This is a genomic window from Geobacter sp. AOG2 (genome assembly GCF_019972295.1).
In the GTDB taxonomy this organism is placed as follows: Bacteria; Desulfobacterota; Desulfuromonadia; order Geobacterales; family Pseudopelobacteraceae; genus Oryzomonas.
The window spans coordinates 1552523-1565992 of record NZ_BLJA01000001.1 but is presented as its reverse complement, the minus strand read 5'-3'; the positions used below and the strand labels follow the sequence as shown (position 1 = coordinate 1565992).

Annotated in this window: 12 protein-coding genes and 2 pseudogenes; 1 reads left to right on the top strand and 13 read right to left on the bottom strand. The window is 46.9% G+C overall.

From position 1 onward, the window contains the following. Positions 1-2: 2 nt before the first annotated feature. Positions 3-2630: an XrtA/PEP-CTERM system TPR-repeat protein PrsT gene (gene prsT / locus LDN12_RS07105; protein WP_223921979.1), complete on the bottom strand. Its 2628-nt coding sequence runs from the start codon at positions 2628-2630 to the stop codon at positions 3-5. Between the two features lie 960 nt (positions 2631-3590). On the opposite strand from prsT, the gene LDN12_RS07100 reads away from it, so the two are divergent. Then, positions 3591-3944 carry a PilZ domain-containing protein gene (locus LDN12_RS07100; RefSeq protein ID WP_223921978.1) on the top strand — a complete coding sequence of 118 codons (354 nt, stop codon included), beginning with the start codon at positions 3591-3593 and terminating at the stop codon, positions 3942-3944. Between the two features lie 76 nt (positions 3945-4020). On the opposite strand, the pseudogene LDN12_RS07095 reads toward LDN12_RS07100, so the two are convergent. The 12 genes and pseudogenes from LDN12_RS07095 to LDN12_RS07040 form a co-directional block, all read right to left on the bottom strand. Next, positions 4021-4366, bottom strand: a pseudogene (locus LDN12_RS07095) (IS3 family transposase); the annotation flags it as partial. Between the two features lie 325 nt (positions 4367-4691). Then, positions 4692-4970: a hypothetical protein gene (locus LDN12_RS07090; protein ID WP_223921977.1), complete on the bottom strand. Its 279-nt coding sequence runs from the start codon at positions 4968-4970 to the stop codon at positions 4692-4694. Between the two features lie 20 nt (positions 4971-4990). Further along, positions 4991-5368, bottom strand: a pseudogene (locus LDN12_RS07085) (JAB domain-containing protein); the annotation flags it as partial. Between the two features lie 124 nt (positions 5369-5492). After that, entirely contained in the window at positions 5493-5729 is a 237-nt protein-coding gene (locus tag LDN12_RS07080; protein ID WP_223921976.1) for a hypothetical protein, read from the bottom strand. Between the two features lie 279 nt (positions 5730-6008). Next, positions 6009-6614: a hypothetical protein gene (locus LDN12_RS07075; RefSeq protein WP_223921975.1), complete on the bottom strand. Its 606-nt coding sequence runs from the start codon at positions 6612-6614 to the stop codon at positions 6009-6011. A 336-nt stretch (positions 6615-6950) separates the two neighbouring features. Next, entirely contained in the window at positions 6951-7265 is a 315-nt protein-coding gene (locus LDN12_RS07070; RefSeq protein ID WP_223921974.1) for a hypothetical protein, read from the bottom strand. Between the two features lie 51 nt (positions 7266-7316). After that, on the bottom strand, positions 7317-7646 hold the full coding sequence (locus LDN12_RS07065) for a hypothetical protein (protein WP_223921973.1): 330 nt from the start codon (positions 7644-7646) through the stop codon (positions 7317-7319). A 16-nt stretch (positions 7647-7662) separates the two neighbouring features. Further along, positions 7663-8532 carry a GIY-YIG nuclease family protein gene (locus LDN12_RS07060; RefSeq protein WP_223921972.1) on the bottom strand — a complete coding sequence of 290 codons (870 nt, stop codon included), beginning with the start codon at positions 8530-8532 and terminating at the stop codon, positions 7663-7665. 52 nt (positions 8533-8584) lie between these two features. Beyond that, positions 8585-9517, bottom strand: coding sequence for a hypothetical protein (locus LDN12_RS07055; RefSeq protein WP_223921971.1), 933 nt, complete (start codon positions 9515-9517; stop codon positions 8585-8587). Between the two features lie 67 nt (positions 9518-9584). After that, a complete protein-coding gene (locus LDN12_RS07050; protein WP_223921970.1) occupies positions 9585-10541 on the bottom strand; it encodes a hypothetical protein in 957 nt (318 codons plus the stop codon). Positions 10542-10589: 48 nt separating this feature from the next. Next, entirely contained in the window at positions 10590-11651 is a 1062-nt protein-coding gene (locus tag LDN12_RS07045; RefSeq protein ID WP_223921969.1) for a hypothetical protein, read from the bottom strand. Further along, positions 11632-13467 carry an ABC transporter ATP-binding protein gene (locus LDN12_RS07040; RefSeq protein ID WP_223921968.1) on the bottom strand — a complete coding sequence of 612 codons (1836 nt, stop codon included), beginning with the start codon at positions 13465-13467 and terminating at the stop codon, positions 11632-11634. The genes LDN12_RS07045 and LDN12_RS07040 overlap by 20 nt, the downstream gene beginning before the upstream one ends. Between the last annotated feature and the right edge of the window lie 3 nt (positions 13468-13470).

Here is a 13470-nt window from a genome sequence, read left to right as displayed (position 1 = left end):
TCTCATTTTTTCAGTTCTGACAACATTGATTTCGCTGCATTTGCTTCGGCAAAATCACCGAGCATAAGAGCCTTTTGCAAGGCGCGTACCGCATTTGGTTTATCCCCCGATTCCTTATATGCAAGCGCCAAATGGAAATTAATCGTTGGATTGTTTTGGAGAAGTGCGGCCGCTTTTTCCAAAACCTTCCTAGCATCGACGATACGGTGGTTTTTCAACAGGGCGTATCCAAGTGTATCCATAACGCCGGCATTCCCCGGCTCTAATTTATACGCCGAGATTGCCAAGCGTAAAGCTTCTTCCTTTTTGCCGTAACCGTCCGCGTTAAGGTAGGCCAGATTGTTCAAGGCTGGCACGTAGGTACTTGATTTTTCAAGACAGAGTTTGTATTTTTCGACTGCTTCCTTCTTTTTCCCTTTCAGGTCCAATATTGCCCCCTGGGCGTAAAGAGCTGGCGCAAAATCCGGATTTTTATGCGTGGCGTCTACATATGCCGCCATCGCTTGATCATACCTTTTTTGAATTTCAAAGAGTTTGCCTAAATAGAGAAGTGCATTCACGTTGTTTCCGTCAGCGCGTAAACCGTTTTTCACTTCAGTAATGGCACTACCATAGTCTTTCTGGTTCTCGTAAATGGAACCGAGCAACAGATACCCACGTGCTGATTTTGGGGATTTGGCAATAACCCTTCGTGCCTCTTCCGTCGCTTTGTCAATGTCCTTCATGGCTACGTAAGTACTCACTTTCAGAGCACTCCCGACTTCAGGATTGAGGGTCGCAACATCATCAAAAACCTTGACCGCTTCTTTATACTTCTTATCAGAAGCCAAAATGCGCCCTTTCATCTCAAGGGCAGAAATGTTCCGCGGGTCAACTTTAATAGCTTCATCCAGCACCTTTATTGCTTTATCAGTTTCATTCTTTTTCAGATAATGGCTTGCCTGCGCTAAAAACGCCGCAGGAATGTTAGCGTCCTTTGCCTTCTGGAGATAGGCAAGGGCTGATCGATCATCACCTTTTATTTCATATAAAGCCGCCAACCCCAGCAATGACTGAGCATTATGTGGGTCGTTGCGCAGGAGGGTATTGTATTCGTTAATGGCTTTGTCATAATTACCCGAGACAGCATAATACGTAGCCAGGTTCTGGTAGGATGCTGGCAAGAGGGGGTCAATATCTTTTGCCTTTTGCAGGCTCTTGAGAGCTTCGTCCTGCCTGTTTTCGGAGAAAGATAACGCAGCAATAGCATTATACAACAAAGCATCACTCTTTTTCCCCGTTAAACCGGATTTGAGGACTGACTGGGCTTTAATGATATTTCCTTTTCGTGTGTAGTAGGAGGCGAGCAGCAAACGACTGTTCAGCGAGTCTGGGGCCATTTTGACAGCCGCTGCAAGCTCCATTTCTCCCTCAACGTTCTTCCCGCGAGTGAAGTAGTAATATCCCTTCTTCTGATATGCGTCTACCATCTTAGGATCGATTTTAGTCGCCCGGTTCAGCTCCTGCATGCCCTCCTCAAACATTCCTTTGGCCATATAGGCATTACCAAGCATGTTGTGGGCAACCGCATCCTTGTCATCCTGTTGTAGTACTTTATTGATCTCTGCAATCGCATCATCAATTCGTTTTTGGGTCAGCAGGGTTGCGCCAGTCATGAGGCGGGCTTGCCGAGAGGTCGGCACAGCGTCGAGAATCTTGCGGAATTGGCTCAGGGCGCTTTCAAACTCACCGAGGCTATAATAACAAAGCCCTAGGAAGTAATATCCCTCAAGAGTGGGCGCGATTTTTACAGAATTCAGAAGTAGGGAGATCGCCTCGGTGTATTTTTTTCTCTGGTAGTTCACCAACCCCTTCAAGCGATAGCCTTCAGCTTTTTTGGGAAAATCCTTGATCAATTCGTCAGAGTTCTTGTCAGCCTTATCCAATTCACCCTTTTCAATACGGATTAGTCCTGATTTGTAAAGGGCAAGCGTCTCGGAACGGCTGATTCCAATGATTTTCTGATAAATCTCCAAGGCTTTATCGGAGTTTCCCGAACTCTTTTCCAAGGCAGCAAGAACATAATAGGCACGGGGATTTTTGGGGTCCGCCGCAACGACTTCATCCAGAAGGGTTTTCGCTTGCTGTTCTTTCCCCACGGAGATATAGACCACTGCCAACTCAAGCTTTGTCTTTGCACGCCGGGGATCTACTTTAAGGGCCTGTAAAAGATAACTTTCTGCTTCGCCGTATTTCTTGCTCACGGCATATGCCGCTCCCATTGTTTCCAGACACTCTGCACTGTCGGGGTGCTTACCGAGATACTGTCCCGCCAATTTTAACGCTTCATCGGGTTTGTTTGAAGAGATGAGTAGTTTTGCCAACTCGAGTAAGACTTCATCGCGGGAAGGGTTCTGTTTGAGAACCTTGTTGAATTCTTTTTCAGCCTGCTCTCGCTTTCCCAAAGCAGCATATACCTTTGCCAACTGAAAACGGGCATCGCTATAATTTTCATCCTTCTCCAAGGCGCTTTTGAAGAGCACAACGGCAGCACTCGGATTAGATCCATTTAGCTGTTTGAGCCCCTCATTGAATAACTCTTCTTTCGACTTGCTGCCACAAGCAGAACACGCTAATAAAATTATAGCCACTACAATGCACTTATACACTATTGACCCCTCATGGTTAGAACCAAGAAATTACCAATACGCTAGCACCATATCTCATCGTCCCCCCATCTTTGCCTAAGCCGAGATTTTTCAACACCCCACTTACTCCTCAGCCCACTACAACTTTAGGATACGGCTTTTTGGCCTATAAATTTAGCACAGTTTTAGCCAAATACCAGCAAAACAGATTATTACAATTTATAATGCAATTTCCTAACTCGTGTCCTGCACGGTTAGTCGTGGGAAGTGATGCCAAACGTTTTTACCGGCGCCAAGGACCGGTAACGCAGGCGCAGCAGTACCTGCATCAAAAAACTGCGACGACGACAACGGTCAAAAGGGCTGGAATTACAAGCATAGACCGCACGATCTACCGACTTTCCCGAGATGCATAAAAGCGTTTATTCACCCGCCCATTCACGATACCGACTAAGTTTCTTGGAACAAGAACTCCCGCCTCACATTTAACTTACTCTTTTTCCCGCCCAAGCGCTACTGTCGATGAAATTAACACCGCACTATCGCCTCTCCCAAAAACAAAAATATATCCAACAAAACAAATAGTTGTGCAATGGCCTATAAATTGCATATTACATGTATTATAATTAGGCTTTCGCTCGATTTTTTCCGAGTTTTTACAGACCGGTTAATCGCCATATTTATGCATGAACTCCTCACTATTAAGACGTGTCTGTCTTTGTTATTTTAGCAAACATCATGCCATCACCAGGGACAGAATTAACGGAAATATATTGCAAGGAGAATCTGGCACCTGTACTTCATCTTGTTTGTGATAGGCAGGCAACGATGACTCTGCCATAAAACATATTCAGGACAATCGTTTATATTTTATGTAGTTTTGTTATAGTATTATACCGTATTCGCATTATCAACGTATTTTAATGCAATTTTTCTCTTATTATCTCTCGAGGAGCTCTCTAAATGGAGAAAAGAAATTTCACCAGAGTTACTTTTTCGGGTGGGGCCTCAATCAAATACAAAGAGCAGATTCTTTGGGGAAACATAGAGAATGTGAGCCTACAGGGCTTTTTCATCAAAACAAAACATGATCTGCCACTTCATAAACCTCTGGAAATCACCATCTATCAATCGCCAAGCTCTTCAATCTATTTGCATGCCAGTGTAGTTCGTAACGACCAAGATGGCCTAGGTATGAAAATCAACGAACTGGATGTAAACTCATTTGTCCGGTTGAGAGACGTGGTCTCACAGCAATGCAACGACCAAACCCTTATAATGCATGAGACCTATAAAATGGCCAATTGCATCAACTAAAGCTTACTCCTGTTGGCGGACGTACCCACCAAATGCCCCTCTGATCAGTATGAATTGACGCCAAAATTGACACACCTCAGCATCTTGCACTGAATCGCCACCAGCTACCCAGGAACCCCCACTTCCATGAATGCCACCTCTCAAACTTAATCGATAACTGGTCGCCGTTGTAGTTGTGACACAGGATTGGATTGTAGAACATTTCGATATAGTTGAATATCATACTGCCGTGCTTCTTCCCGATCTTTGTATGTCTTCCGCTTGATTCGTTCCCTTTTCAATAGCTGGAAAAAGCTTTCTGCAACTGCGTTGTCACAGCAATTACCTCTACGGCTCATACTGAACACCATATTGTGGGACTGCGCGAAATTCTGCCGGTCATTACTTGAGTACTGACTGTCCCGTTCAGAGTAAACCATTAGCTATGTTCTTGAGTTTGCGGCAACGGGCGACAATCACCCTGGAAATGGCCGGACAACACAAAAAGAAAAAGCCTCGGAAATTCCGAGGCTTTTTGACTTGTCCGAACGCTATCGGACTTTTTTATGGTTGCGACTTCACTTTAACTAATCCTCCAATATATTAATATTATTGTTTTATTTATAGTCAATCTTTTACAGATATACCGTTATGTATACCAATAAGCTTTCCTTGAACAAGAATCCGAGTAACTTTCCCAGCATATTCACCTATATAAATACCATACATCTTGCATCAAATTCTACCCCCCTCCCCCACAAGGTGTTATTAATATTCATCTGGAAGCATCACCGTCGTCACCGACCGGTCCCATTCCGTTGTAATCCATATCGGCGGCAATCCATCCCGCGTATAGGCAGAAAATAACCGCTCACCGTCTAACAAGGCTGATTCATTGGCTAATTTATCCTCTCCACATATTTCCCCCCAATCCCCTGCCACATGTCGATTTAGTGACGCATATATATGTATGGCAAATTCGGGGTTCTCGGTCATCAGGTTATGCACACTTCTTGTAACGACTATCTGCCCTAGATTGAATTTCATGGCGTATACTCCTTGAGAATTTAGTTATGACGGTTACAGCATCCGCGATTGGCGAACGAAACATGGCTGTCGCCGATAATGATGTGATCGAGCAACCGCACGCCGATAATCTCGCCCGCCTCACGTAACCGCTTTGTTATCTCGATATCCTCTCTGCTGGGTGTCGGGTCGCCAGTCGGATGGTTGTGCAGCAGGATGATGGCTACCGCCGATTACAACAGGGCCGTCTTGAACACCTCCCGCGGGTGAACGATGCTCTGATTCAGGGAGCCGACCGATACCTCGTCAACGCAGCAGATGCGATTCTTGCCGTCGAGGTGGATGGCAAAAAAATATTCCTTGGTTTCCTGGCGCAAGAAGCTGAACGTGTCGAAGACCTGCTCAGGACTGGTGTATCTGGTGAATGGTTGTAAATAGTTGCCGACCTCTTCCTTGATGGTCAGCGTTGCGTAGACTGCCCTGATTTGCTTTAGCTTGATAGATCTGGGCTTTGCCGGGATCTGTTCGTGGCCGAACATGGTGTCAGTTGTCACGGGTTGTCCTCCTGAGCCGGTTGGTCTCAATGTCAATGGTGTAGCCGTTGGTTTCCAGAATCGACCAGAGGCCGTCCAAGGCCGAACCAAGCAACTCGGCATCGCCCTTCCCAATGTCGTATTCCTCGATTGCCCCTGACACTTTCTCAATACTTCTGATCGCTGCCGCAGCAGCCAACAGAATTGCGCGGTCGATATGCCCTTCCGGTGAGTGGCGCAAACTCATAAAGCCGCCTCCTTCTTCATTTCGATGGTGATTGACGTTGTTGCGGATGTGGTGACGCACGCCGGACGCACCAATACACCGATTGTCAGCACCAGGCAGGCGCAACAATTAATTGATGGCTAACTTTGCCAATGTCGGACGCCGGGATACCCAGTGCCGTCAGTTGTATGTGATTTGGGGAAACGTGAATTGCTGGTGTGGAGCAGAACTGCGGTGAAAAATCTGTTTGTTGCGGAACTCATCGTAACGGTCTTGCCGATCACGCGGTCTATCGGGATGTTATACGCGACACCTCCTCAGCAAAAGACACTCTCGGTCATCTTTGTTGCCTAATACATATTTGCGCTCGTCAGCATCTTTCGTTCGTCTGATGTTTTTGTCGAGCCAGTCGCAACGAATGCGTAGGTTCGGCTCCTGTTGGCTGGCTGTTGCGGAAAACTGGATGGCATCGACATTGATGAAGCGCTTGGAGCGCGGCGAGGGATCATGGCAATGCAACCACCCGCCTTTATAGTGAAGGCCAAGAATATAGTGCCAGTTGCCCCGGCTGGAATGCACGCACAGCAGAGCCACACCTCCGGCATTCAACCACCAGATGATTTTACCGACAGGTCGCAAATGGACCTGACTACCGCTGATGAACTCTGTCTCGACGGCGAACTTTGAGTATCGCTCCTCCCGGTAGTGCTCGAACCAGAATGCGAGGTCTTGAATTGCATGGAATGACGTGCCGCGAGCACCGTCTAAATCGAGGCATTCCTTGTAAATCTGGTGAACGACAAACGGCGGAATATCTTTGCGGTCAAACAGAAAACACAACGCATTCAGCAGTGACGTCGGCCCGCAATCATAATCTGAGGCCTGTTGCCTAAATGGTACCTTCATAACAACTCCATTTTCTCATAAGTAAATCATACTTCGATAACAGCATGGTCCCGTACGACGACATCACCTCCTTGTATAACTTCCTCGGCGCATAAAAATAGAAATGCCGACACTGTCTATTGATAAGTATCGGCAATCTTTTATTTTTTAAACAATATGTAATTCTTCAGAGCTAAAGCAGGTCACGCGTTGATGGACAACAAACGTGGAAAGTTGAAATTATTTGCTAACAAAATTATTATACTGATGTAATTCGACGACTAATTAATTTATACCACATTTCATCTCTAAATTCAAGTACTTATGTCGTTTTCGCGCATTTTTCGACAAAAATGTTTAGACATTTTTCTTGTATCCGTACTCCAACAGCCGCTTTGATGCTATATCCCTTTCTTCTTCTGTGAAAAGATCGTACCATTCTGTTTCAAGAATAAGAGCCTCAACCGTCAAATTCAGCCTTCCCCTTTCCCATAGAGCGGTATACCCCTCGGAAACATGGTTGCTGTGAAGTAAAAGCTGTGCTGTTTCTAGCCCACCGTGGTCACACAACATTTGGTGGAAGCGGGTAGCTCGGTATTTTGCCTCTTCCCAGGCGCGATGATAAATGCTCATCATGGCCGCATCGAAACGGCGTTCAAGCTCGGATTTCATTTGGCCCCCAGTCTGAGCAAATATTCAGATATAAGCTTTTAATTTATATACTTACATCTTATTATATTTCGGTTTCAAGGACATCCGAAGTTTCAATTCAAGTTCTTTTCGCTCTTGTTCATCGTCAACCGGGATAAAGCTCCAACGGGTGAACACCTTATCAGAGTCCTTACGGGTATGTTCTGCCACCCTCAAAAGGCAGTTCCAGCCTTGCCCTACATATACCAAATCTTCATCATGGAAGAGGAAATAGACACCTGAACAATTACCCAGAAGCGGCATACTGGTTCGATGCAAATCACCAATATCCGGTAGCATATCAATTCCCTCCATGCGACCCGGTGGTGGTTGGATATTCTCAACAAGATCAGCTTTGGTCATGAAGTATCCTCTATGGCTATGACTCTTCAGTCACCTGCTCTGTATGCTCCTGAATATATTTCAAGGTTTCACCTTTACTGTTTTTCCATTCAATTCTTCCATTCGCCGTCCTACCAAGAACTACGCCTGCCGCAGTTGAGGGAGAGTTGAAAAAATAGTCTTGCGCAAAAACAAGGGCGCCTCCGGCTTCTTTCAGAACGCCTGTTTCAAGCAATTCACGTCTTAGGACGGACATATAGTGATGAATCGAAGGTACCTCCACCTTTACTGCTTGTGAACCTTCCTTGACGATAAATCCTTCCGGAGATTCGTACCCTGTCACCTTAATGCCCTTTGACTCAATCGACAATAGTTGCTGTTTCTTAATTTTACTGGGGCCAACCTTTTGGAATGCGCTTAGTCCCAATAAAGGGAAGATGCTCAAAATATCCTCAAGAAAACTTTCAACATCAGCAACTTCTGCCTCAGAAAGCGACGGTATTTGAGGTTCGTTGAGATTATCAAAAAAAGATCGTTTTGCCTCCTTTGCGATACGAACCAATTGAGCTTCAAGATGCTGCACATGGGCCTTATTCAGCGAGCGGTCTTTCGAGACAAAGAAAACTCCCCAGGTCCAGAAGTCCTTTTTTGAAAAATGCTGTTCAAGGCGGGACTTTACCGGGTCCCCTTCACCAATGTAGATTTTTGGCAGCTCTCCTTCTTCTGAAGGCCCCACGAGAACATAGACACCTGTTTCCTGGAACTCTTCCCTCTTCTTGATATCAGGGAAAAGTGAACGAGGAAATACAATGCAGCGCCCTGTCCAGTTTGACTTATCGACTATCCTAAGCCCGTCAGGTTGACCGTTTGGCAGGAATATTTTTATTGAAAATGGCCTTTCACTCATATGCTTCTCCATTTTGCAAACACTTCGATATATAACACCATTGACAGAATTCTCAAAAGCGATTGTGGATAAAATCGTTCACTTTATCCAGCAATTCTATATCATTAGCGACATCTATTTCTGGGATCTCAAAGTCATGGGCAAAAGTGCATTTTAGTGATGTTGACGATACACCAAAAGGTGTATTCAATCTCGCCACAGAATGTACAAATGTAAGCACAACGGGCCTAACTTTATCACACTCAAATATATCTACCATCTCAGCCAGATTCTTAATTCGGGCATCATGATATATTTGGATTACATCCTGTGATAAAACCTGTAAGGGGCTTAGGGGATTATCATATATACAACCTTTAATTTTTTCATGTGGAAGGATATTCATCGCATTGAACAAAACATATCCAATATCGCATGTGGCTCGTTTTAATTGTTTTGATGCGGACCTTAAATTTGCAATTATTGTTTCTTCCGATTTGCCCCTCAAGGTTTTACAAGCAATAGCTATGCGCTTTCCTCCATAGTCAAAGAGTACGTCTGGATTATTTCCATCGGAAGATTTTATTGGATCATCAAGATCAACATTTGTGCCAAATTTTACGGCAAACATTCCAATAATAGCTTCAATAAATTTATTAGTCTTATCATCTTGCTTTTTGCTAACGGGGTTGATCATCGGAGTAGTGGAATTTATTTTTGGAGACGCCTGAATCAATAGCTTTAAGTGTTCTTTTAATTTAGGAAATTCGTAGCAATCTTTAACTGCCCACACCCATTTGTACAATTCAAAAAGCCCTATTAGAGCAGCTCTACCACTTTCATCTTTTTTAGCACAAGGATTTACGCTGTATTCCTCTACAAACTGATGTGCCTTTAGGTAGTCACTTTCGAGGTGAGAACTACAATCGGCTGTAATTCCGTTTTTATTCAGAAATTCAACCAAGTTATCAATATTTTGTATGACATTAGCATAATTCTCATACATTATTTAGCTTTCTCCATTTTTCCATCGAATGAATATTCTGCCACAAGTTTTTGAGCGTTTGTTATCGTTAAGCCTCTGGATTAAGTTCTCTGTGTGCCCGCCATGCTAAGACATGCTCCTCGGGAACCTCTCGGCATTCAACGTCATATTTGGCACAGAGCATTTTCACATCTGTCGCGATAGAATGAGCCACCAGCACTGCGCGGCTGTCATCTTGTCGTGCGCCCATGGCCATTTCAAGCATGCGCCGGTACTTCACAGCCTGAAGTGCTCCAATAATGTCGCCGCTGCCGACCACTACTTCCACTTCCAAGCCAATAAACCTGCCGTACCTATCTCGTAATACAATATCCGCGCGATCTCCTGTCGGAAAGCCCCGTTCAACCGCAAATGTCGTCACGTCAGGTTCACCCAAAACAAGAGACGGGTGAGCAGCAACATATTCTTTCAAGGCAAGATGTTGTGGCCCTTCGCCGCCTCCAATCGGTGGATGTGTCCCGTTTGTTATTGTTATTGGTGGTTCGGTCGGAGTGCTTTCACGATAGAGACGGAGCAGTGTTTCATACTCCTGAAACGTGAGCATCTTAAGCCCGGAATGCTTCTCTCCAAGACCGCGTAGATTATAGTTCGATTTATAGCCCAAGGCGGTGGCAAGGCGTTCGCGGGGTATGAATCCCGACCTTGATTGCAATGTCACAGGTGCATACCAGCGCCACCAGGTTTCTGTGCCATTTGTGTAGCGTTCTTTGGGCTCGTCATCCAGACTCTTGAGCGGACTATCAACAATACCAACAGCTACCACACCTTCTCTGCCCTTCTGACAACGGCGTAATCTTTCAGTGCCATCAGAAAGCGTCTCGATAAGCGTCCGACCAGAGCGTGGATGGTAAATGAATACAACATCACCCTCTGCAAAACCCGTAGCTGCGGCCTCACGCCCATCAGGCACCCACACGCCGCCGGACACTTGATCTGCGGGGTCCCCTTCGTAGGGCGGCCAGTGCGTCGTTAGCCAATAGTTCATTTTTTGACTCCTGACTTCCGTTCGGCTCTCACTGTCTAAAACATTTAATTAGGTTCCGTGTACGCATACACGGATAACCTGATCGAGCAGAACCTGCGTGTGGGCAATGTGCTCATAGAAAAACGACTTCACAATCGCCAAAGCGTCCTTCCCGATCTTATTACGTTCCTGACTGGCACGTTGCAACACACATGCTCGCACGCTTGCTTCTGTTGGTTGTTTACCATCAAACTGAAGCAAGCCCTGCACATCACTGGCGATAATCTGCACTTCATCGTCAAGAAACCCACCCCAGAATTCACTAAGTCCAAACATTCGCTCCATATTATTCAATCGCAGCTGGTCGCCAGCAGCTAGAGCTTCGAAAACGACTTGTGGTTGCGGCGCTGGCCCAGCCGGAAAAGTCAGCCGATACTTCCCAACGGCATTACGCCAGCGGGGATGAAACCATGCCCCAGCTTGGTCGGCTTCATCAGGGTCTAGTGGTGCTGTAGTGCCTTTGTGACTACCGCTGTTGGAATCGGTGCTGCATGGGATCAAATTGTCTGGATGGCAGGACAACATAGGGTACTGATCCTTCGGGATGAAGTGATCGAGTTTCGTGTCTTGGATAATGTTATCTGTGTAAGGGCAGATTTTAACACGTGGGGTAAACCCAGCAATAAAATGCTCTTTGTGAAACTTCTCCCCACCAGGATTGTGGAACCCCTCCTCTTTGTAAAAATACGGATCATAAAAAGATTTAAGGAGCTGGTTCACTGCGGCAAAAACTGTCGGCTTCCAGTCATGTTTGGTGAGTCGGACGGTCGGCGGGTTGTGATACAGATCCGCAAAACGAAGCTGCTCTGCTACCATATTGCTAATGGTTTGCTTGTCATCAGTATTGGCAGCAGCAATTGTTGTAATCCACGTGGCGCGATTGCCTTTGTCGTTTTCCCAAAACCTCTTTATCCACGCGGCCGGCAACCCTGGCCACACGCCTTGTAGCCATGTTTGGTCAACCACGGCGGCCTCGGGGAGATTACAAAGCGCCTCCATCAGCTGGCGCTGCATCTCAACCACCGCCAGTAGGCGTGCGCGCTCTGTGGAATCAGGAATTTGGTGCAGCATCGGTACCTTCCAGTTGGTCGAGGATTTCCATGAGCTTGGCGCGCGGCCAGCCACTGCCGATTTCATCTATAAGCGTACGAAGCTTCTCCCGGTCTTCCGCAGGCCATTTTGTCGGATCGAGCTTACTGCGCAGGAACTCGGCGGCGCGGGCACCAATGACATCGGGAGCGCCGAAGACATGGAGTAGGATGCGGCCAGGGTCAGCGCCGAAAGTCGGGAACATTACCGGTTGCGCTGTCGTGACACCCTGTTCTTTTGAGAGGCGGGTGATCTCACAGGAGAAGACGTCGGTCAGCGCCAGACTCGTGTGCGTGGACACCAACACGTGGGCTGCGGTATTCTTTAGGATACTGTCATCCACTAAGTCGATTATCTGGCGCTTCCAGGCATCATTAAAATGAGACTCCGGCTCATCGAGAAGCAACAGGCTGTTTTCCTGCCCTCGCAGTAGGAGTAATAGGGCCATCCGGCCCAACAACATTTGCTCGCCATCGCTGAAACTGTCGTAGCTGATCACGCTGTCATCAAGCCGCCCTTCTAGATCAGGCACTTGATGGATGCGTTTTACGGTGAGTTGCGCGTCCTTGAGCAAACCAAAGGCGCGCCAAGAAGCCAGCGTTTGGAAAATACTCCAGAGACTTTCATCGGAGCTTTGCTCACCAGCGAAAAGACGTCGCAGCGCTTCGGCTCCGCAGCGGGCATTTCGCATGGGCTCACCGCCGAGCTTTAGCAATTCTTCTAGAGTCTCGCTACCTGCCAGTTTTTCAGGGCGGACAGGGGGACAATGTCCCAAAGTTACAACCGATAGGCTTTCATCGAGCGGATGGCGGACAACAGCATCAGCCAAGGCATGCAGCCAAAAGCAGCGAACCGGATCGGTTGTATAACGCGACACATTGTTGGTATCGGCAAGCAGAAAGCTGGCGTGCGTGGGCCAGAGCCAATCAAGCTCATTAAGCAATCGCCGGGCAACATCTTCATCCCTGTGTACCATTTTCGATTCAATCTGGTCCAAATACCTCCGACGCAGGGCCTTTTGCTGATTTTCTTGGGGGTTTTCCTCAAGATCCAGAGCAGCTTTCCAGAGCCCCAAGGAGACAGCCGCCAGACGAATGTCCTCCGGTGACAGTAGAATACAGCGTTCATTGAATGGAGTGTCGTCATCACTCTTTTTTTTCATCGGCAGGTTAGACACGTTGGATTTACTGGCATCAACGAATTCCTGCTCCTCCGTCCATCCGTACGGCCGCTCTTTAGTAACGTCAAAACTCTCTGGATCGTCCGTGAGTTCATCCATCGGAAAACGAGGATAGGTCATGGAGTGCCAGGGGGTTAAATCGCCGGAGGTATAGGCCAGCACCCGGCTTGGCAACAAATTACGAAGGTTGCCGTCCCCTTTTAAACGGTCCCCCGCAACATACGTGTCGAGTGTGCCAGCATTCCCTTTTGGGGCTAACGTGTTTGCCACATACCCCTGCCACTCCTCTGCCGTTTCAAAATTAAGGGGATCAGGGGCTGGCGCCAGGAAACATGCCGACGGAGGGCCTTGCGGCCGGTGAAAGACGGTCGTAACGCATTGAGAGCCTTTTACGATGTCGTAAGCCATGGTCACCGGAAATTTGGGCAATGCTTCGCGTGAAAGGCTGTGAAACACGTCATAGATGGCACGCAACAGACTGGATTTTCCGGAGCCATTGAGTCCGACCACAAAGTTTATGGTACCTTTGCGATTCTCAATGTGCTTGTTCTGGCCAAAGACAACAGCTACGTTTTTGAGCGGCCCGTAGCCCGGTAGAAAGAGATAGCGAAGTCGCATGGC

What these genes read in the sequence shown, in the direction of transcription:
- LDN12_RS07100 (WP_223921978.1), top strand. Translation starts at nt 3,591, where the DNA reads ATGGAGAAAAGAAATTTCACCAGAGTTACTTTTTCGGGTGGGGCCTCA.
- LDN12_RS07090 (WP_223921977.1), bottom strand. Translation starts at nt 4,970, where the DNA reads ATGAAATTCAATCTAGGGCAGATAGTCGTTACAAGAAGTGTGCATAAC.
- LDN12_RS07080 (WP_223921976.1), bottom strand. Translation starts at nt 5,729, where the DNA reads ATGAGTTTGCGCCACTCACCGGAAGGGCATATCGACCGCGCAATTCTG.
- LDN12_RS07075 (WP_223921975.1), bottom strand. Translation starts at nt 6,614, where the DNA reads ATGAAGGTACCATTTAGGCAACAGGCCTCAGATTATGATTGCGGGCCG.
- LDN12_RS07070 (WP_223921974.1), bottom strand. Translation starts at nt 7,265, where the DNA reads ATGAAATCCGAGCTTGAACGCCGTTTCGATGCGGCCATGATGAGCATT.
- LDN12_RS07065 (WP_223921973.1), bottom strand. Translation starts at nt 7,646, where the DNA reads ATGACCAAAGCTGATCTTGTTGAGAATATCCAACCACCACCGGGTCGC.
- LDN12_RS07060 (WP_223921972.1), bottom strand. Translation starts at nt 8,532, where the DNA reads ATGAGTGAAAGGCCATTTTCAATAAAAATATTCCTGCCAAACGGTCAA.
- LDN12_RS07055 (WP_223921971.1), bottom strand. Translation starts at nt 9,517, where the DNA reads ATGTATGAGAATTATGCTAATGTCATACAAAATATTGATAACTTGGTT.
- LDN12_RS07050 (WP_223921970.1), bottom strand. Translation starts at nt 10,541, where the DNA reads ATGAACTATTGGCTAACGACGCACTGGCCGCCCTACGAAGGGGACCCC.
- LDN12_RS07045 (WP_223921969.1), bottom strand. Translation starts at nt 11,651, where the DNA reads ATGCTGCACCAAATTCCTGATTCCACAGAGCGCGCACGCCTACTGGCG.
- LDN12_RS07040 (WP_223921968.1), bottom strand. Translation starts at nt 13,467, where the DNA reads ATGCGACTTCGCTATCTCTTTCTACCGGGCTACGGGCCGCTCAAAAAC.